16 protein-coding genes are annotated in these 18,241 nt (G+C 60.0%); 7 read left to right on the top strand and 9 right to left on the bottom strand.

Annotated features, from left to right (window positions below):
• The first annotated feature begins 74 nt into the window (after nucleotides 1-74).
• The 4 genes from nosR to QF010_RS04685 all read left to right on the top strand — a co-directional run bounded on the left by nosR (nucleotide 75) and on the right by QF010_RS04685 (nucleotide 3,224).
• Nucleotides 75-1,433 (top strand): response regulator c-di-GMP phosphodiesterase, NosR family, encoded by a 1,359-nt coding sequence (gene nosR / locus QF010_RS04700; RefSeq protein WP_033057441.1) that lies wholly within the window; start codon nucleotides 75-77, stop codon nucleotides 1,431-1,433.
• A gap of 192 nt (nucleotides 1,434-1,625) precedes the next feature.
• Nucleotides 1,626-2,060: an NUDIX hydrolase gene (locus QF010_RS04695; protein ID WP_429510974.1), complete on the top strand. Its 435-nt coding sequence runs from the start codon at nucleotides 1,626-1,628 to the stop codon at nucleotides 2,058-2,060.
• A gap of 25 nt (nucleotides 2,061-2,085) precedes the next feature.
• The gene (locus QF010_RS04690) at nucleotides 2,086-2,724 is read left to right on the top strand and encodes a LysE family translocator (protein WP_033057445.1); all 639 of its coding nucleotides are present in this window, start codon (nucleotides 2,086-2,088) and stop codon (nucleotides 2,722-2,724) included.
• Nucleotides 2,725-2,726: 2 nt separating this feature from the next.
• Nucleotides 2,727-3,224: a GNAT family N-acetyltransferase gene (locus QF010_RS04685; RefSeq protein ID WP_429510973.1), complete on the top strand. Its 498-nt coding sequence runs from the start codon at nucleotides 2,727-2,729 to the stop codon at nucleotides 3,222-3,224.
• Between the two features lie 121 nt (nucleotides 3,225-3,345).
• On the opposite strand, the gene metR is transcribed toward QF010_RS04685, so the two are convergent.
• Nucleotides 3,346-4,263 (bottom strand): transcriptional regulator MetR, encoded by a 918-nt coding sequence (gene metR, locus QF010_RS04680; protein ID WP_008155262.1) that lies wholly within the window; start codon nucleotides 4,261-4,263, stop codon nucleotides 3,346-3,348.
• Between the two features lie 111 nt (nucleotides 4,264-4,374).
• On the opposite strand from metR, the gene metE reads away from it, so the two are divergent.
• The 3 genes from metE (at nucleotide 4,375) to QF010_RS04665 (ending at nucleotide 8,738) form a co-directional block, all read left to right on the top strand.
• A complete protein-coding gene (gene metE / locus QF010_RS04675) occupies nucleotides 4,375-6,687 on the top strand; it encodes a 5-methyltetrahydropteroyltriglutamate--homocysteine S-methyltransferase (RefSeq protein ID WP_429510972.1) in 2,313 nt (770 codons plus the stop codon).
• A 257-nt stretch (nucleotides 6,688-6,944) separates the two neighbouring features.
• A complete protein-coding gene (locus QF010_RS04670; protein ID WP_429532498.1) occupies nucleotides 6,945-7,979 on the top strand; it encodes an alpha/beta fold hydrolase in 1,035 nt (344 codons plus the stop codon).
• Between the two features lie 90 nt (nucleotides 7,980-8,069).
• Nucleotides 8,070-8,738, top strand: coding sequence for a DsbA family oxidoreductase (locus QF010_RS04665; RefSeq protein WP_033057450.1), 669 nt, complete (start codon nucleotides 8,070-8,072; stop codon nucleotides 8,736-8,738).
• 228 nt (nucleotides 8,739-8,966) lie between these two features.
• Here the strand turns inward: QF010_RS04665 and QF010_RS04660 are convergent, their stop codons facing one another.
• The 8 genes from QF010_RS04660 to glpD form a co-directional block, all read right to left on the bottom strand.
• Nucleotides 8,967-9,296 (bottom strand): GlpM family protein, encoded by a 330-nt coding sequence (locus QF010_RS04660; RefSeq protein WP_197281743.1) that lies wholly within the window; start codon nucleotides 9,294-9,296, stop codon nucleotides 8,967-8,969.
• Between the two features lie 8 nt (nucleotides 9,297-9,304).
• On the bottom strand, nucleotides 9,305-10,633 hold the full coding sequence (aauR, locus tag QF010_RS04655; protein WP_033057453.1) for a two-component response regulator AauR: 1,329 nt from the start codon (nucleotides 10,631-10,633) through the stop codon (nucleotides 9,305-9,307).
• Nucleotides 10,630-12,531, bottom strand: coding sequence for a two-component sensor histidine kinase AauS (aauS, locus tag QF010_RS04650; RefSeq protein WP_033057455.1), 1,902 nt, complete (start codon nucleotides 12,529-12,531; stop codon nucleotides 10,630-10,632). The genes aauR and aauS overlap by 4 nt, the downstream gene beginning before the upstream one ends.
• Before the next feature lie 218 nt (nucleotides 12,532-12,749).
• A complete protein-coding gene (locus QF010_RS04645) occupies nucleotides 12,750-13,484 on the bottom strand; it encodes an amino acid ABC transporter ATP-binding protein (protein ID WP_033057456.1) in 735 nt (244 codons plus the stop codon).
• On the bottom strand, nucleotides 13,481-14,152 hold the full coding sequence (locus QF010_RS04640; RefSeq protein WP_033057457.1) for an amino acid ABC transporter permease: 672 nt from the start codon (nucleotides 14,150-14,152) through the stop codon (nucleotides 13,481-13,483). The genes QF010_RS04645 and QF010_RS04640 overlap by 4 nt, the downstream gene beginning before the upstream one ends.
• A complete protein-coding gene (locus QF010_RS04635; RefSeq protein ID WP_008156468.1) occupies nucleotides 14,152-14,898 on the bottom strand; it encodes an amino acid ABC transporter permease in 747 nt (248 codons plus the stop codon). Before QF010_RS04635 ends, QF010_RS04640 begins: the two co-directional genes overlap by 1 nt.
• Nucleotides 14,899-15,090: 192 nt before the next feature.
• A complete protein-coding gene (locus QF010_RS04630) occupies nucleotides 15,091-16,005 on the bottom strand; it encodes a glutamate/aspartate ABC transporter substrate-binding protein (protein ID WP_033057458.1) in 915 nt (304 codons plus the stop codon).
• Between the two features lie 389 nt (nucleotides 16,006-16,394).
• A complete protein-coding gene (gene glpD / locus QF010_RS04625) occupies nucleotides 16,395-17,933 on the bottom strand; it encodes a glycerol-3-phosphate dehydrogenase (protein WP_429532497.1) in 1,539 nt (512 codons plus the stop codon).
• Nucleotides 17,934-18,241: the final 308 nt, after the last annotated feature.

The raw sequence follows: 18,241 nt of genomic DNA, 5'->3' as shown, positions 1-18,241 counted from the left end.
GTCAGGCTCCGGCAATAGGGGATGTTTGCCGGATCCTGTCATAACGATGTGCCCGTTTCACTTGAGGTGACGCCATGGAAGAGCAACTCCCCACGACTTTGAACGATAAACCCAAGGTGCTGCTGGTCGATGACGAGGAGTCAATCCTCAACAGCCTGCGTCGCCTGTTACGCGGCCAGCCCTACGAGTTGCTGCTGGCCACCAGTGGTGCCCAGGCGCTGGAGATCATGGAACAACACTCCATTGACCTGGTGATGACCGACGCACGCATGCCCAACATGGACGGCGCCACGCTGCTGGCCCGTATCCATCAGTTGTACCCGACGACCACCCGGATTCTGCTCACCGGCTACGCGGACATGCCGACGATCATCAAAGCGATCAACGAAGGGCAGATTCACCGCTACATCAGCAAACCCTGGAACGACGAGGAAATGCTCCTGACCTTGCGCCAGGCCTTGGCTCATCAATATTCCGAGCGCGAACGCCAGCGCCTGGAGCAATTGACCCGGCTGCAGAACGACCAGTTGAAGTCGCTCAACGTCACCCTGGAAAAACACGTCGCCGCCCGCACTGCCGAACTCCAGCAGACCGCCGACATGCTCGACCTGGCCTACGAAGAGCTCAAGCACAGCTATGTCACCGGCACCGAAGTGTTCTCGCTGCTGGCCAACCTGCGCCTGCCGCCGTCCAAACAGACCAACCGCCAGATCATCGAACTGGTGCGGGTCTACTGCAAACTTCATGGCCTGGACGAGGGCACCAGTCGCGACCTGGCCATGGCCGCGGCGCTCTACAACATCGGCAAGCTGAGCTGGACCGACAGCATGATGACCGCGCCCGCGGACCTGCTGCACCACAGTGATCGGGAACGCTATCGCGGTTATCCCAAGCAGAGCGAATCGCTGTTGATGACCCTCGACCCGATGAAGGACGCCGCCCGTCTGATTCTTTATCATCAGGAGCGCTGGGACGGCAACGGCTTCCCCGACCGGCTCAAGGGCGAGGCGATTCCGTTCGGTTCGCGACTGTTGAAACTCGCGGTGGATTTCATCGAGTTGCAGCGCGGGCTGATCCTCGAGCGGCAAATGAACAGCGATGAAGCGCTGGTCTACATTCGCAGCTATGCCGGGCGGCTCTACGATCCCGAACTGGTGGAGGATTTCATCCAGGTCTGTGCCGCGTACCAGAGCGATGTCTCGTTGGCCGATCCGTCGGTCAAGGTGATGACCACACGGGAAGTGACGGCGGGCATGATCCTGGCGCGCAACCTCAATGCCGACAACGGCATGCTGCTGCTCAATGCCGGCAAGGTGTTGAATGGGCCGCTGGTGGACAAGTTGATCGCCTTCGAAGCCATGGAAGGCGCGAAATACAGCATTTTCGTGAAGGTGCCGGAAGACGTTGCGGTTCTCGAGGCGAGTGAGGTCTAGGCGCCGTACTAGTCCAATGTGGGAGTGAGCCTGCTCGCGATGAACGATGATGCGGTGTACCTGAAAAACCGCGTTATCTTCATCGCGAGCAGGCTCGCTCCCACAGAGGGCTCGGCAGATGCTTTTTTCGGCGTGACGAGGCGCCGAGACTCATGTGATCCTTGCGCCTTTTTCCAAGGACGATCCTGATCCATGACGCTGTCATCCGCTGTTTCGCCCCGACTCATTCGCATCGCCGCTGCCCTGTTGATCGGCCCGGATGGCCGCACGTTGTTGGTCCGCAAGCGCGGTACCGAGGCGTTCATGCAGCCGGGGGGCAAGATTGAAGCCCATGAGCAACCGGTCCACGCGCTGGCCCGTGAACTGGAAGAGGAATTGGGCCTGGTCATCGATCCGGCACACGCCACATATCTCGGGAAATTCTCGGCGCCGGCGGCCAACGAGCCCGGTTTTGTCGTCCAGGCCGAACTCTTTCAGATGACCATCGATTCTGACGTATCGCCTGCGGCGGAGATCGAAGAAGTGCGCTGGATCGACCCGGCCACCGACGGCAATGTCACGCTGGCGCCATTGACACGGGACCTGATCCTGCCGTTTTATCGAGCCTCCTTAACCGCAATCGCTTGATCATCTCTGGACTAAAGGACTGCCCATGATCCCGCTTCAAGACTTGCTGATTTTCGCCGCTGCCGCATTGCTGATGGTGCTGACGCCGGGGCCGAACATGATTTACCTGATCTCCCGTTCGATCTGCCAGGGGCGCAAGGCCGGTGTGACTTCGTTGCTTGGTGTGGTCGCGGGGTTTTTCGTGCACCTGTTCGCGGCCGCTGCCGGTTTGACCGCGGTGTTTCTGGCGGTGCCGATGGCCTACGAAGTGCTGAAGTGGGCTGGCGCGCTGTACCTGATGTGGTTGGCCTGGCAAGCCGTCAAACCGGGTGCGCGTTCACCCTTTGAGGCGCAGCAGTTGCCACCGGACTCGTCGCGCAAACTGATCACCATGGGCTTTCTGACCAGCGCCCTGAACCCGAAGATCGCTGTGTTTTATTTGTCGGTGTTTCCGCAGTTCATCACACCTGAGCATGGCTCGGTGTTCACTCAAAGCATCACGCTGGGCCTGACCCAGATCAGCGTCAGTTTCAGCGTCAATCTGCTGATCGCGCTGTTCGCCGCGGGTATCGCCTCCTGGTTCGTCAACAACCCGTCCTGGCTGGCGGTGCAGCGCTATTTCATGGGGTTCGTGCTGTCGGCGCTGGCGGTGCGACTGATGCTGGAACAACGACGGATGGCTTGAACATGTGGATTGAACGGCTTGATGCCAGTCATGCTCTGGATTATCGGGCGCTGATGCTCGAAGCCTATGACCTGCATCCCCAGGCGTTTACCTCCAGCGTGCGCGAACGCGCCGTGATGCCGTTGAGTTGGTGGGAATCACGCCTGACCAGCAAGCTGGACGTGGTGTTCGGTGCGTTCGAAGGCGGGGAGTTGGCGGGCATCGTCGGCCTGGCCTTCGAGCCTCGGGAAAAGGCCCGGCACAAGGCGACATTGTTTGGCATGTACGTGTCCGGCAAAGTCCGGCAACGCGGGATCGGTTATCACCTGGTGCAGGCCGCCCTGGCTGAAGCGCAGAACCATAAAGGTCTGAAGTTGATCCAGCTGACCGTCACCGCTGGTAATGAGGCCGCGTTAAACCTGTATCAGCGTTGCGGCTTCATCCAGTTTGGTCTCGAACCTTTGGCGGTACGGGTGGGCGAGGACTACTTCGACAAAATCCACATGTGGCGCGAGATCTAAGGATCACGAAAATCCCCTGTAGGAGTGAGCCTGCTCGCGATAGCGGTGTGTCAGTCCATACAAATGTTGAATGTCAGACCGTCATCGCGAGCAGGCTCACTCCTACAGGTGTTGTGGTGTACTAACGGACGGCGCTGACGCCGTCGAGTGTCGAGAACGACGTGTCCTTGGCCGTCAGCAAGAAATCGCGCATGTATGGCGCATCCAGCATGTCGGCGCGAATCCCGGCGTACAGCGTCGCAAACAAACCTTTCTCACCCAGCCGCTTGGCCTTCACATAACCCCGTGAGCTGTATTCATGCAGCGCCCAATGGGGCATGCCACACACACCGCGGCCGCTGGCCACCAATTGCATCATCATCACCGTCAGTTCCGAGGTGCGGACCTGCGCCGGTTCGATATCGGCCGGCTCCAGGAAACGGGTGAAGATGTCCAGTCGATCACGCTCCACCGGGTAGGTGATCAGCGTTTCGGTAAGCAAATCTTCCGGGACGATGTAGGCCTTGCTCGCCAAACGGTGCTGGTTGGCGACCGCGAGCATCGCTTCATAGGTGAACAACGGCACGTAAGTGATCCCGGCGAGTTCCAGCGGATCAGAAGTCACCACCAAATCCAGATCGCCGCGGGCCAGCGCAGGCAGCGGGGCGAAGGAGAAGCCTGAGGCCAGGTCCAGTTCGACTTCCGGCCAGGCATCGCGGAACTGGTCGATGGTCGGCATCAGCCACTGAAAGCAACTGTGACACTCGATCGCCATGTGCAAACGCCCGGCAGTGCCACCGGCCAGCCGCGCGATATCGCGCTCGGCGCCGCGCAGCAATGGCAAGGTCGCGTCAGCCAGTTGCAGCAGGCGCAAACCGGCACTGGTGAAACGCACCGGTTTGGTCTTGCGCACGAACAGCGGCATGCCCATGCGCTCCTCCAGTTCCTTGAACTGGTGGGACAGGGCCGACTGCGTCAGGTGCAGGCGGTCGGCCGCATCTACCAGGCTATCGGCTTCGCGCAAGGCGTGCAGGGTCTTCAGGTGACGGATTTCAAGCACCGGGGGGGGGCTCCATGAGGAAAACTTGTGATCAACACGAAAAGGTTGAGTTTGTCTCATGTTGGGTTAGCTGTCGACAATAGCACCATCTTTTACAGGGAGAAATTCACCATGGCTCTGGCCCACACACTTGGTTTCCCGCGCATCGGCGCTGACCGCGAACTGAAAAAAGCCCTCGAATCCTACTGGAAGGGCGATCTGGATCAGGACGCGCTGAAAAGCGTCGGCCGCCAATTGCGCGCCACCCACTGGCAATTGCAGAAAGACGCCGGCATCGACCTGCTGCCCGTGGGCGACTTCGCCTGGTACGACCAGGTCCTGAGCCATTCCTTGACCTTCGGTGTGATCCCCGAGCGTTTCGACAGCACCAAGGACTCGCGCGGCCTGCCGACCCTCGACACCCTGTTCGCCATGGCCCGTGGCGCCTCGACTGCCTGCTGCGGCGGCGAACACAGCAAAGCGCAATATGCCCAGGAACTGACCAAGTGGTTCGACACCAACTACCACTACCTGGTCCCGGAATTCACCGCTGACCAGCAGTTCAAGCTGAGCTGGGAACAGTTGTTCGACGAAGTCGACGAGGCGAAGGCCCTCGGCCACAACGTCAAACCGGTGATCATCGGTCCACTGACTTACCTGTGGCTGGGCAAAGCCAAGGGCAACGACTTCGACAAGCTCGACCTGCTGGAACGCCTGCTGCCGATCTACGGCGAAATCCTCGGTCGCCTCGCCGCACAAGGCGTGGAGTGGGTGCAGATCGACGAACCGATCCTGACCCTCGACCTGCCACAGGCCTGGAAAAACGCTTTCGAGCGCGCTTACCACATCCTTCAATACTCGCCGCTGAAAAAACTGGTGGCGACCTACTTCAGCGGCCTGGAAGACAACCTCGGCCTGGCGGTCAGCCTGCCGGTGCAAGGCTTGCACATCGACGCTGTGCGCGCCCCGGATCAACTCGGCCAGGTGCTGGACCGTCTGCCGACTTACAAGATTCTCTCGGTGGGCCTGGTCAACGGTCGCAACGTCTGGCGCTGCGAACTGGAGCAAGTGCTGGCGCAACTGCAACCGGCCCAGGAACGCTTCGGCGACAACCTGTGGGTCAGCAGTTCCTGCTCGCTGCTGCACAGCCCGGTGGATCTGGATCGCGAAGACAAACTCGACCCGGAACTGAAAAGCTGGCTGGCCTTCGCCGTACAAAAGTGCGGAGAAATCGCCGTGTTGCGCGATGCTCTGAACGATCCGCAATCGCCCAAGGTGCAAGCCGCCCTCGCCGAGAGCCGTGCGATTCAGGCCAGCCGCGCCGAGTCACCGCGTATCCACAAAGCCGAGGTGCAGGCGCGCATCGACGCCATCAGTGATAAGGACAGCCAACGCCAATCGCCGTTCGCCAAGCGCATCGAGCAGCAGCGTGCGCGGTTGAAACTGCCAGCATTCCCGACCACCACCATCGGCTCGTTCCCGCAGACCGGTTCGATCCGTCTGGCGCGCCAGGCCTTCAAGCAAGGCAAGCTGTCGGCCAACGACTACACCGACGCCATGCACAGCGAAATCCGCCACGCGGTGCAAGTCCAGGAACGCCTGGGTCTGGACGTGCTGGTACACGGTGAAGCCGAACGCAACGACATGGTCGAGTACTTCGCCGAGCAACTGGACGGCTACCTGTTCACCCGGTTCGGTTGGGTGCAGAGCTACGGTTCGCGCTGCGTCAAACCGGCGATCATCTACGGCGACCTCAGCCGTCCGACCGCCATGACAGTCGACTGGATCACCTATGCCCAGAGCCTGACCGACAAGGTCATGAAAGGCATGCTCACCGGTCCCGTGACCATGCTGATGTGGTCGTTCCCGCGTGAAGACGTTTCGCGAAAAATCCAGGCGCAGCAGTTGGCCCTGGCCCTGCGTGACGAAGTGGTGGACCTGGAAACCGCCGGCATCAAGATCGTGCAGATCGACGAAGCCGCGTTCCGTGAAGGCTTGCCGCTGCGTCGGGCGCAATGGCAGGAATACCTCGACTGGGCGGTGGAAGCTTTCCGCTTGAGCGCCTCCGGTGTGCGGGACGAAACCCAGATCCACACCCACATGTGCTACAGCGAATTCAACGACGTGATTCAGTCCATCGCGGCGATGGACGCCGATGTGATCACCATCGAAACCTCGCGTTCGGACATGGAATTGCTGGAGGCTTTCGAAGCGTTCGACTACCCGAACGACATCGGTCCGGGCGTCTACGACATCCACTCGCCACGGGTGCCGGACACGGCCGAGATGGTCAAGTTGATGAGCAAAGCGGTGAAGCGTATTCCGGCGGAGCGGTTGTGGGTGAACCCGGATTGCGGGTTGAAGACCCGGGCGTGGCCGGAGACTGAGGCGGCGTTGGTGAACATGGTGGCGGCGGCGCGGCAGTTGCGCAGTCAATTGGCTTAACGGATGTAGCGTCTGTGCGGACGCCATCGTCGGAACGCCGCCCGGAGCAAGCTCGCTCCCACAGGGTAAGGGTCGATCACAGATTTGTGTACGGCATCAATCCTGTGGGAGCGAGCTTGCTCGCGATAAACGATAACGCGGTCCTGAAAATTACCGCTCAGCGATCTTCATCAAACTGTCACGTAACTGTGGCAGCGCGCTTGAACAAACTTCATCAGACTCGCGCTCTACTGGAGTTCTGCGTTTCGGTGTTTTTCATGCGTGTACGATTTTTTTCCACAGCGGTTTTCCTGGCCGCGCTGTTGTTCGGCCTGCCGTCCTTGGCGGCGTCTCGTTGCGATATCAATGTTCCGACCGAACGGGTCGATCTGGCACAGGTGAGCCTGGCGTACCAGAGCATCGGCCGTGCGTCAGACCCTGCGTTGTTGCTGGTGATGGGCCTTGGCGGGCAGTTGATTCACTGGCCGGACGAGGTGGTGGTCGCGCTGTGCCAGCAAGGGTTTCGGGTGATTCGTTATGACAATCGCGATGTCGGGCTCTCGACCTGGCGGCAAGCGCCCGTCGATGCCAACCTGACGTTCGAAGTGCTGCGCTACAAACTCGGTTTGCCGGTGTCGGCGCCGTACACCCTGACCGATATGGCAGACGATGCCTTTGGCTTGATGGATGCGTTGCACGTCGAGCAATTCCACGTGCTGGGCGCGAGCATGGGCGGGATGATTGCCCAGCATATGGCGGCCATGGCGCCACAGCGGGTCGAGAGCCTGACCCTGATCATGACCAGTTCCGGGGCCGAAGGGTTGCCAGCGCCGAGTGCGGCGTTGGTGCAACTGTTGTCGCGCCGTGGGGCGCCCAATCGCGAAGTGGCGCTGGAACAGCAAGCCGATTTGCTGGCGGCGCTGGGCAGCCCGACGGTGAGCGATGATCGGCAAGCGCTACTGCATCAGGCGGCGCTGTCCTATGACCGGGCGTTCAACCCAGAGGGCGTGAAGCGCCAGATCATGGCGATCCTCGCCGAGCGCAGTCGGGTGGCGCTGCTCAATCAATTGCGCGTTCCGACGCTGGTGGTTCACGGCACGGCTGATCCGTTGCTGCCGGTGATGCACGGTGTGCACCTTGCGGCGCATATTCGCGGCAGTCAGTTGAAGCTGATTCCGGGGTTGGCGCATCGATTCCAGGAAGCATTCAAGGCGCCATTGCTGGCGGCGGTGTTACCGTACTTGCAGGCCCACCGTGAAGACACCTCGCATTGGGCGCAGATTGATCCGGTGGTCGAACATAACCTCCTGTAACCCACCGATTAAATGTGGGAGCTGCGCGCACCGGTCTTTCGGGTGATATCGTTCGAGCTTTCCGGCGCGTTCCAGTCTGTGAGGTGTGTGATGAGTGCCCCCCTGAAAATCGATTTCGTCAGCGACGTGTCCTGCCCCTGGTGCGTCGTCGGCCTTTACGGCCTGACCCGGGCCCTGGATTTGCTGGGCGACGAGGTGCAGGCCGAGATCCGTTTCCAGCCGTTCGAGCTGAACCCGAAGATGGGACCTGAAGGGCAGAACATCACCGAACACATCACCGAGAAATACGGCTCGACGCCCGAGCAATCCCAGAAGAATCGCGAGATGATCCGCGCGCGTGGCGCCGAGGTCGGGTTTGCGTTTCGCACGGACGGCAATAGTCGGATCTACAACACCTTCGATGCCCACCGCTTGCTGTTCTGGGCGGGGCTGGAAGGGTTGCAGTTCAATCTGAAAGAGGCGCTGTTCACGTTGTATTTCACCGAGGGCGGCAATCCGTCCGACCATGGGCAATTGGCGCAGATCGCCGAAAGCGTTGGCCTGGATCGACAGCGGGCCGAGGCGATACTGGCGTCGGATGAATTTGCCAAGGAAGTTCGTGAGGAAGAGCAGTTGTGGCTGTCGCGCGGGGTGAGTTCGGTGCCGACTGTTGTTTTCAACGGGCAGTACGCCGTCACGGGCGGGCAGCCAGTGGAGACGTTTGTCGGGGCGATTCGGCAGATCATGAGTGAAGCGAAGGGTGGGACGGTCAACGGGTGAGGTGCTTTGGCGACTCTCTAGATCGACCCCTCACCCTAACCCTCCCGAAACGTCGGACCGCCCCAGGGGGGCGAGGGGACTGACCGATGCGCCTAGTTGAAATTTTGCGACGTGAAAGGTCTGAGTCGAACTCAGGCTTAGAAGCACATGAAGATCTGCTCCCTTTCCCCCTCTCCCCGCTGGGGAGAGGGCTGGGGTGAGGGGTGGTTCTAAAACCGATCACATCAGTCAGCCTTGAAGACGAACCCAAACCGAAACCAACACCGCCGCCGCCATCAACCAGGCCACCGCCGCCACAGCGAGCGAAGCCTCGAGCCGCATCCGGTCCACCATGACATACAACGTCGCCAGGTAGATGAAGTAAGGAATGATCGACCACATCCCGAACACGATGGTGGTCTTCAAATCCTCCAGCGAACGGCCCTTGCCGACGATGTAATGAGCAATCAGTGCAAAGGTCGGAAACAGCGGCACCAATCCGGCGATGTAATAGTTTTTGGTCTTGGCCAGCGCGGCGAGGATCACCACCACGGCCGCGCCCAGGGTTGCTTTGAGAATCAGGTCCATCAGTGGCTCAGCCCGTACTTCTTCACTTTGTCGAACAGCGTGGTCTTGGCCATCCCGAGTTCCAGGCTGGCCTGGGTCAGGTTGCCGCCGCTGCGCTGCAGGGCGTCGCTCAGCAGGTTGCGTTCAAACGCTTCTACCGCTTCGGCGAAGGCCAGGCCCTGATTGCTGCCGCTGGCGCCGGATTTCTTGAAGGCCGGCAGACCGAGGGCAAAACGCTCGGCGACGTTGCGCAATTCGCGCACGTTGCCCGGCCAGTCGTGGCTCATCAGGTTCGACAGGGTCTGGTTGTCCAAGTCCGGCACGGCACGGTCGAAACGCAGGGACGATTGCTGCAGAAAGTGTTCGAACAATTGCAGGATGTCTTCGCGGCGTTCACGCAGCGGTGGTAATTCAAGGGTCACCACGTTCAAGCGGTAATACAGGTCGCTGCGAAACTCGCCAGCCTTGCTCGACTCATCCAGATCGGACTTGGTCGCCGCGATCACCCGGCAATCCACCGCCACGCTCTGGTTCGAGCCGAGACGTTCCAGGGTGCGTTCCTGCAATACCCGCAGCAGTTTGATCTGCAGCGGCAGCGGCATGCTTTCCACTTCGTCGAGGAACAGCGTGCCGCCGTCGGCGTGTTCGATCTTGCCGATCCGCCGTTTGCCAGCGCCCGTGAAGGCGTTGGCTTCATGGCCGAAGATTTCGCTTTCGAACAGGTTTTCCGGCAGACCCCCGCAGTTCAGCGCGACGAACTGCTTGGTGTGCCGCCGACTGAAGTCGTGCAGGCAACGCGCAACCAGCTCTTTACCGGTGCCGGTCTCGCCTTCGATCAGCACGTTGGCCGACGTATCGGCGACGTTGGCGATCAATTCCCGCAGGTTTTGCATGGCGGGCGAGCGGCCGATGATCCGGCCTTCGAGGGAATCCCGCTCCGCCAGTTGCCGGCGCAACGAAGAGACTTCCCGCGCGAGGCTGCGTTGCTCCAGCGCACGGCGCGCCACATCGACCAGACGCTCGGGGGAGAAAGGTTTCTCCATGAAGTCATAGGCGCCTTTCTGCATCGCGCCGACGGCCATGGAAATGTCGCCGTGACCGGTGATCAGCACCACCGGCAGGCTACGATCGCGGGCCTTGAGACGGGTCAGCAATTCCAGACCGTCGATGCCCGGCAGGCGGATGTCGCTGATGACGATGCCGGCGAAGTTGTCGCCGACTCGCTCCAGCGCTTCTTCGGCGCTACCGACGCCCTCGCAGGGAATGTCTTCAAGGGTCAGCGCCTGTTGGCAGCCGAGCAGCACATGGGGGTCGTCTTCGACGATCAGCACACTAAGGTCATTGTTCATATTGGCTCGGCGTGAGTGGGGCTTACCAACGGTAAACTGAGGACGAAGGTGGTACCACCGCTGGCCGGGTGCTCGACACCCAAGTGCCCGCCGGTGGCGGCGGCCAGGCTGGCGGAAAGGGTCAGGCCGAGGCCCAGGCCCTGTTCGCCGGGTTTGGTGGTGAAGAACGGTTCGAATAGATGTTTGCGGGCTTCGGCGTCGATGCCGTGGCCGTTGTCGCGTACACGAAGGCGATATTTACCATCGAACTCTTCGCCTTCGAGCCACAGTTCTGGCAGCGGCTGTGCCTGCATGGCGTCGAGGGCGTTGCCGATCAGGTTGACCAGAATCTGCTCCAGACGGGTCTGGTCGATCTGCACCTGCAGATCGGCGAAGTCTCGGTGCAGTTGCAGGTGCGTGCTTTCCACGCGACCACCGAGCAACTGTAAGGCTGCATCCACCGCTTTGCCGAGGCTGGCCTGACCTTTGTCGTCGCCGCGTCGAGCGAATGAACGCAGGCTGGCGGTGATCCGGCCCATGCGGTCGATCAGTTCGTTGATGGTCTTGAGGTTGGTGCTGGCAACGTCCAGTTGACCGCGTTCCAGAAACCGTACGGTGTTGCCAGACAAGGTTCGGAGCGCCGCCAATGGCTGGTTCAATTCGTGGGCGATGCTGGTGGACATCTGGCCGATGGCCGCGAGTTTACCGGCCTGCACCAGTTCATCCTGGGCGCGGCGTAGCGTCTCTTCGGCCAGACGCCGTTCGCGGATCTGGCCCTTGAGCCGTTCGTTGCTGGCGCGCAGATCAGTGGTGCGTTCGGTAATCCGACGCTCCAGTTGATTGTTGGCTTCCTGCAAGGCTTCCCGGGCGGCCAGACGCGTGGCAATGACCTTGCGCCGCTCGTTCCAGGCGATCAGCAGGAACGCCACGAGGGCAAACGCCACCGCCACCAGAATCCCCTGATTGATCGCTTCGCGACGCAAATCCTGCAGGGGGGTGAGCAGGGTGAAATTCCATGGTGTGTCGCTCAGCGGACGGGTTTGCGACAGGTAGCTGATGTCTTCATCGTCGGATTCCACTTCGCTGTTGGCGGGGAAGGTGAGTTTTTCCTCGCCTTCGGCCAGTTTTTCCCGGGCCAGCGGTTGCAGTTCGTTCAGCGGGAACCAGTAGTACTGAAGGCTGCGAGCGAGTTTTTCTTTCGTTTCGTCGCTCAGTGGTACAACCGATTTCAGGCGCCGTGCCGGATCGCTGGAAAGAATGATGATGCCGTTCTCATCGCTGACGAACGCTTCCAGCCGCGCGCGCTGCCAGCGTTCTTCCATGGCTTCGAGGCGGACCTTGACCACCGCGACGCCGATGATCTTGCCCTGTTCTTCCAGGCCATGAGCCAGGTAATAACCGGGCTCGCCGTTGGTGCTGCCGATGCCGTAGAAACGCCCCGGCTGACCGCGAACGGCATTCTGGAAATAGGCGCGGAAGGACAGGTCTTCGCCCAGGTAACTGTCGACATCGCGCCAGTTACTGGTGGCCATGACACGGCCGGTGGTGTCCATCACATAGATAGCCCGACTGCGGCTGCGCCGGTTCAGGCCTTCGAGGTATTCATTGACCGTCTGTCGGTGTTCCGGCGACGGGTCGGCCAACAGCTTCGAAACGCTGGATTCGAGTTCCAGCAGGCTGGGCAGGTAGGTGTACTTGCTGATCTCGCTCTCGACGGCGCGGGCGTGCAGTTCCAGCTGACGCTGGCCGTTCTCGCTGAGGCTGCGGATCCCGTAGTGTTCACTGACCCAGAAGCCGATGTAACCCAATCCGATCATCAGGGCGATGACCAGCGGCGGCAGGAACAGATGGCGAATCAGACGGGGTTTCACGGCGAGTGATGGCGGCGCGGCGCGATAGAGAGTGGGGTCGCATTTCATCACAGATGCCTTGGGTCAACCAGCGTGGCAACAGGCTTGCTCTGGTTTCCAGTCGAATGCGGAACCTGTGGCGAGGGAGCTTGCTCCCGCTCGGCTGCGAAGCAGTCGTAAAACCGGTCAATGCGGTGTGTCTGACATCATGCATTGGCAGGTTTTGGGGCCGCTGCGCGACCCAGCGGGAGCAAGCTCCCTCGCCACAAGGGCAAGCCAGTACCGTCTTAGTGCTGCAGAATCTTGGCGAGGAAATGCTGCGTACGCTCGGCGCGGGCATTGATGTCGCCGAAGAATTCCTCTTTCTTGCAGTCTTCGATGATCCGGCCCTGGTCCATGAAAATCACCCGGTCCGCCACTTTACGGGCGAAGCCCATTTCGTGGGTCACGCACATCATGGTCATGCCTTCGTGGGCCAGTTGCACCATCACGTCGAGCACTTCGTTGACCATTTCAGGGTCCAGCGCCGAAGTCGGTTCGTCGAACAGCATGACGATCGGGTCCATCGCCAGCGCACGGGCAATTGCCACACGCTGTTGCTGACCACCGGAGAGCTGGCCCGGGTGCTTATGCGCATGGGCGGACAGCCCGACGCGCTCAAGCAGTTGAAGGCCTTTCTTGGTGGCTTCTTCCTTGCTGCGGCCCAACACCTTGATCTGCGCGATGGTCAGGTTTTCGGTGATGGTCAGGTGCGGGAACAGTTCGAAATGCTGGAACACCATGCCAACGCGCGAACGCAGTTTCGGCAGGTCGGTCTTCGGGTCGGCGATGGACGTGCCATCGACCACCACGTCGCCTTTCTGGAACGGTTCCAGGGCATTGACGCATTTGATCAGGGTGGATTTGCCGGAACCGGACGGCCCGCACACCACAATCACTTCGCCTTTTTTGACCTCGGTGCTGCAGTCAGTCAGTACCTGGAAGTCGCCATACCACTTGTTGACATTCTTGATAGAGATCATACGGCAAACCTTTTTTGCAGACGCTTGACCAGCAGCGAGGCGGCAAAGCTGATTGTGAAGTACGTGAGACCTGCAAAGATCAGGAACTCGTTGGAGCGACCGATGATGTCGCCACTGGCACGCGAGGCATTGAGGAAGTCCACCAGACCGACCGCGTAGACCAGCGAGGTGTCCTGAAACAGGATGATGCTCTGTTGCAGCAGCAGCGGGGTCATCTTGCGGAACGCTTGCGGCAGGATGATCAACCGCATCATCTGGCTATACGTCATGCCCAGGGCTTGGGCTGCACCCATCTGGCCCTTGGAAATCGACTGTACGCCGGCCCGGACGATTTCGCAGAAGTACGCTGCTTCAAACATCATGAACGCCACGATGCACGAGGCAAACGCGCCGATCGGGGTGTCTTCGCCGGTGATCCAGCGCAGTACGAACGGCACCGCCAGGTAGAACCAGGTGATGACCAGCAGCAGTGGAATCGAGCGGAAGTAGTTAACGTAGGCGCCGGCAATGTTCGACAGCAGTTTGCTGTGGGACAGGCGCATCAGCGCCAGGATCGTGCCGAGGATGATCCCGCCGGACACGCCCAGTGCCATCAGTTGCAGGGTCATGACCATGCCGTTCCACAAACCCGGCAGGGACGGGACGATGCCCGAGAAGTCGAATTCCATCATTTACCCCCTACGGAGATCAGACCCGGTACGGCCACTTTCTTCTCGACCATGCGCATCAGCAGCATCAGGCCCATGTTCAGCGTGAAGTAGATCAGCGTTGCCAGGGTGAAGGCTTCGAACAGGTTGGCGGAAAACTCGGCGGTCTGTTTGGTCTGCGCGAGCAACTCCATCAGGCCGATCAGCGACGCGACGGAAGAGTTCTTGAACACGTTCAGGAATTCCGAGGTGAGCGGCGGAATGATGATCCGGTAAGCCTGGGGCAGCAGCACGTTCCAGTAGATTTGCGGCAGCTTGAAGCCCATGGCGCGAGCGGCGGATTCCTGGCCGCGAGGCAGCGCCTGGATACCGGTACGCACTTGTTCGCAAACGCGAGCGGCGGTGAACAAGCCCAGGCAGACGACAACACTGAGGTAAGCCGAGGTGGTTGGGTTGAGATCCTGCTTGTACCACTCTTGCAGGTCCGGAGGCAGCAGATCGGGCACCAGAAAGTACCAGATGAACAGCTGGACCAGCAGCGGCACGTTACGGAAGAGTTCGACGTAACAGGTCGCGATGCCCGATACGATGCGGTTCGGTACGGTGCGCATGACACCCAGAATCGAGCCCAGCAGCAGGGCAATGATCCAGGCCACGACGGCGATGGCGATGGTCCAGCCCAAACCGGCGACGTACCAGTCGAGATACGTCTCGCTGCCCACGCCGGTGGACTTGAAGAACACGCCCCAGTCCCAGTTGTAATTCATTAGGGTCTCCCCTCAGATCGTTCGATGTACAAGTGCCCGCCTGGGGAAGCTCCGTTCCCGCCCAACCTTGACGGTCAGGCACACACGAGCGGCTCGACAGCCACCGGTTCGAGTGTTTCCAGAAATGCCAGCAGGGAATGACTATCCCCTGAAAGGGCAGGGGCCCTCTCAGGAGATAAGGTTAGTCAGAAATCAGGATTTCTTTTCGTCAGCCGCTTTATCGGTCGGATTGGCGATCAGGGCCTTGAGCTCGTCGCTCATCGGGAAGTTCAGGTTCAGGCCTTTTGGCGGGATTGGCGCCATGAACCATTTTTCGTAGATCTTGTTGATCTCGCCGGACTTGTAGGTTGCAACGATGGCGTCATCCACGACTTTCTTGAACGGCTCGTCGCCCTTGCGGACCATGCAGCCGTAGATTTCGAAGGATTGTGGAGTGCCGGTTACGGCCCAGTCATCCGCCTTCTTGGCTTTGGCCGCTTCACCGGCCAGCAGCGCGTCGTCCATCATGAACGCGACGGCACGGCCCGATTCCAGCATCTGGAAGGATTCGCCGTGGTCTTTGGCGGAGATGACGTTCATGCCCATTTGTTTGTCGGCGTTCATCGACTTGAGGATGCGCTCGGACGTGGTGCCGGCGGTGGTCACGACGTTCTTGCCTTTGAGGTCGTCGAAATCCTTGTACGCGGAACCTTTCTTGGACAGCAGGCGGGTACCGATTTCGAAGATACCGACGGAGAAGTCAACTTGCTGCTGACGCTCGACGTTGTTGGTGGTGGAGCCGCACTCGACGTCCACGGTGCCGTTCTGCACCAGCGGGATACGAGTTTGCGAGGTGACCAGGTTGTATTTGACCTGAAGGTTCGGCAGGTCGAGGTCTTTCTTGATGGCTTCGACGATTTTCAGCTGGATATCGTGGGAGTAGCCCATCGGTTTGCCGGAAGCATCAGCGATGTAGGAAAACGGAATGGAAGCGTCACGATGTCCGAGGGTGATAACGCCGGACTCTTTGATCTTCTTCAGGGTGCCGGTGAGCTCGGCGGCGAAAACTGGAGTGCTGATCAGAGCGGCAGCAATGGCTGCGCCCAGGAGATGGGGAACGATGCGCATCAAATTTTCCTCGACATTGTTTTTATATGGAGCCAGTTCATCGGCCCTTTTTGTGCTTTGAATGCTTGCCGGCTCCTGAAGGGTTGGCTCAGCGGACATTCGTCCAAGAGTGTAGAGCATGACTCGTGCCAGGCCAGGACAGTCAGGTCAATACATTGATTTATAAGGGGATTAAATATTTGTGGCGAGGTTTTTGATGTTGAAGAATCCGGTTAACCGAATCGACCGGCAAGTCGCGTTCGGAAAACCGAATGAAATCCCGAGGGCGCCGAAATCCCCCTGTGGGAGCGGCGGTGCGACGATTCCACAGGGGATGTTTAGTGTCTGGCAGCATGCGAAAAGCCCCTGAATCTCTCGATTCAGGGGCTTTCGTTTAACCGGATTTGCGATCAGGCCGCTTCGATCTTGCTGCGGTTCTGTTCGACCTTGTTCAGGTAATCCTTGAGTTTTTCCTGTTCCACCGGGGTGGTGAACAGCCCCAGCTTGCTGCGGCGCCACAGGATGTCGTGCGCGGTGGTCGCCCACTCTTCGCTGCACAGGTAATCGACTTCACGGGTGTAGAGCCCGCCGCCGATGTGTTCGCCCATATCACTGAGATTCTGCACGCCTTCCAGCATGCGCCAGGTGCGGCTGCCGTAGGTGGTGGACCAGCGGCGGGCGATTTCGGTCGGCACCCAGTCGTACTTGTCACGGATCAAGGCGCACAAGGCTTGCGGGGTGGTCATGTCTTCGCCGCCCGGCAGGGTAGCGCTGGCGGTCCAGCTCGGCTTGATGTCTTTGAAGTACGGAGCCAGTTGCGCCAGCGCCGACTCGGCCAGTTTGCGGTAGGTGGTCAGCTTGCCGCCGAACACCGACAACAGCGGCGCTTCTTCGCCGGTGCCCGACAGCGCCAGGGTGTAGTCGCGAGTGACAGCCGACGGGTTGTCGGATTCGTCGTTGCACAGCGGGCGAACACCGGAATAGCTGTGCAGGATATCGTCGCGGCTGATGCGTTTCTTGAAATGGGAGTTGACCACTTTCAACAGGTAATCGGTTTCACCTTCAGTGATCGCAACGGCAGCCGGATCCCCGGTGTACTCGCGGTCGGTGGTGCCGATCAGGGTGAAGTGGTTCAAGTACGGAATGGTGAACACGATGCGCTGATCTTCGTTTTGCAGAATGTGCGCGTGTTCGCCCTCGTACAGTTTCGGAACGATCAGGTGGCTGCCCTGAATCAGGCGGATGCCGTACGGCGATTCCATCTTCAGGTCGTCACGAATGAACTTGGCGACCCATGGGCCGGCGGCGTTTACCAGTGCCTTGGCGCGGATCGAAAACAGACTGCCATCGGCGCGTTCCAGATGCAGGTGCCACATGCCCTTGGTGCGACGGGCGCTGACGCAACGGGTCTGGGTGTGAACGTGGGCGCCTTTTTCGCGGGCGGCCATGGCGTTCAGGACCACCAGACGAGCATCGTCGACCCAGCAATCGGAGTATTCGAAGCCTTTGGTTATTTCGCTTTTCAGTGGGCTGTCCGGGCCGAACTTCAGGCTTTTCGAGCCTTCTAGTTTTTCCCGCTTGCCGAGGTGGTCATAAAGGAACAGACCGGCGCGGATCATCCATGCTGGACGCAGGTGTGGGCGATGTGGCAGCACGAAGCGCATCTGCTTGACGATGTGTGGGGCCTTGGCCAACAGCACTTCGCGTTCGGCCAGGGCTTCGCGCACCAGACGGAATTCGTAATGTTCAAGGTAGCGCAGGCCACCGTGGATCAGCTTGCTGCTGGCTGACGAGGTGTGGCTGGCCAGGTCGTCTTTCTCACAAAGAAACACCGAAAGACCGCGACCGGCGGCATCCGCTGCGATCCCCACGCCATTGATCCCGCCACCGATAACGGCGATATCGTAGATCTCAGCGAGAGGGGGCGTAGGCAAGGTAGAAGTGGGCATCGGCTAGCCTCGGGCTTTTATGATTTTCTGTATTGGAATTCGAACATTAATGTTCATTTGCGAAAATGGTAGCCCATAAAGTCGCCCACAGCCAGTTAACTTCGATTGAAAATACTGATCGAAGGGCCGCTAAAGGAAAATTTTCGAACATTAAACGTGGAGATGAGGGAGGTGGCGCGTGCTGTTGTAGGAGCCAGGGGTGGGGGGGGGGGGGGGGCGCAGGCCGCCCCCCCCCCCCCCCCCCCCCCCCCAACACAGGGTTTTTTAAAAGACGGCGGTGTAAAAAACAAAAACACCCAAAAAACTGA

Origin of the sequence: Pseudomonas silensiensis, from assembly GCF_050434865.1 — a bacterium.
In the GTDB taxonomy this organism is placed as follows: domain Bacteria; phylum Pseudomonadota; class Gammaproteobacteria; order Pseudomonadales; family Pseudomonadaceae; genus Aquipseudomonas; species Aquipseudomonas fluorescens_W.
This window is presented reverse-complemented; position numbering and strand designations above follow the sequence as displayed.

Coding starts and splice junctions, on each gene's coding strand:
- aauS (WP_033057455.1), bottom strand. CDS start 12,531: ATGAAATGCGACCCCACTCTCTATCGCGCCGCGCCGCCATCACTCGCC.
- QF010_RS04685 (WP_429510973.1), top strand. CDS start 2,727: ATGTGGATTGAACGGCTTGATGCCAGTCATGCTCTGGATTATCGGGCG.
- QF010_RS04690 (WP_033057445.1), top strand. CDS start 2,086: ATGATCCCGCTTCAAGACTTGCTGATTTTCGCCGCTGCCGCATTGCTG.
- metE (WP_429510972.1), top strand. CDS start 4,375: ATGGCTCTGGCCCACACACTTGGTTTCCCGCGCATCGGCGCTGACCGC.
- QF010_RS04640 (WP_033057457.1), bottom strand. CDS start 14,152: ATGGAATTCGACTTCTCGGGCATCGTCCCGTCCCTGCCGGGTTTGTGG.
- QF010_RS04635 (WP_008156468.1), bottom strand. CDS start 14,898: ATGAATTACAACTGGGACTGGGGCGTGTTCTTCAAGTCCACCGGCGTG.
- nosR (WP_033057441.1), top strand. CDS start 75: ATGGAAGAGCAACTCCCCACGACTTTGAACGATAAACCCAAGGTGCTG.
- QF010_RS04630 (WP_033057458.1), bottom strand. CDS start 16,005: ATGCGCATCGTTCCCCATCTCCTGGGCGCAGCCATTGCTGCCGCTCTG.
- aauR (WP_033057453.1), bottom strand. CDS start 10,633: ATGAACAATGACCTTAGTGTGCTGATCGTCGAAGACGACCCCCATGTG.
- glpD (WP_429532497.1), bottom strand. CDS start 17,933: ATGCCCACTTCTACCTTGCCTACGCCCCCTCTCGCTGAGATCTACGAT.
- QF010_RS04665 (WP_033057450.1), top strand. CDS start 8,070: ATGAGTGCCCCCCTGAAAATCGATTTCGTCAGCGACGTGTCCTGCCCC.
- QF010_RS04670 (WP_429532498.1), top strand. CDS start 6,945: ATGCGTGTACGATTTTTTTCCACAGCGGTTTTCCTGGCCGCGCTGTTG.
- QF010_RS04645 (WP_033057456.1), bottom strand. CDS start 13,484: ATGATCTCTATCAAGAATGTCAACAAGTGGTATGGCGACTTCCAGGTA.
- QF010_RS04695 (WP_429510974.1), top strand. CDS start 1,626: ATGACGCTGTCATCCGCTGTTTCGCCCCGACTCATTCGCATCGCCGCT.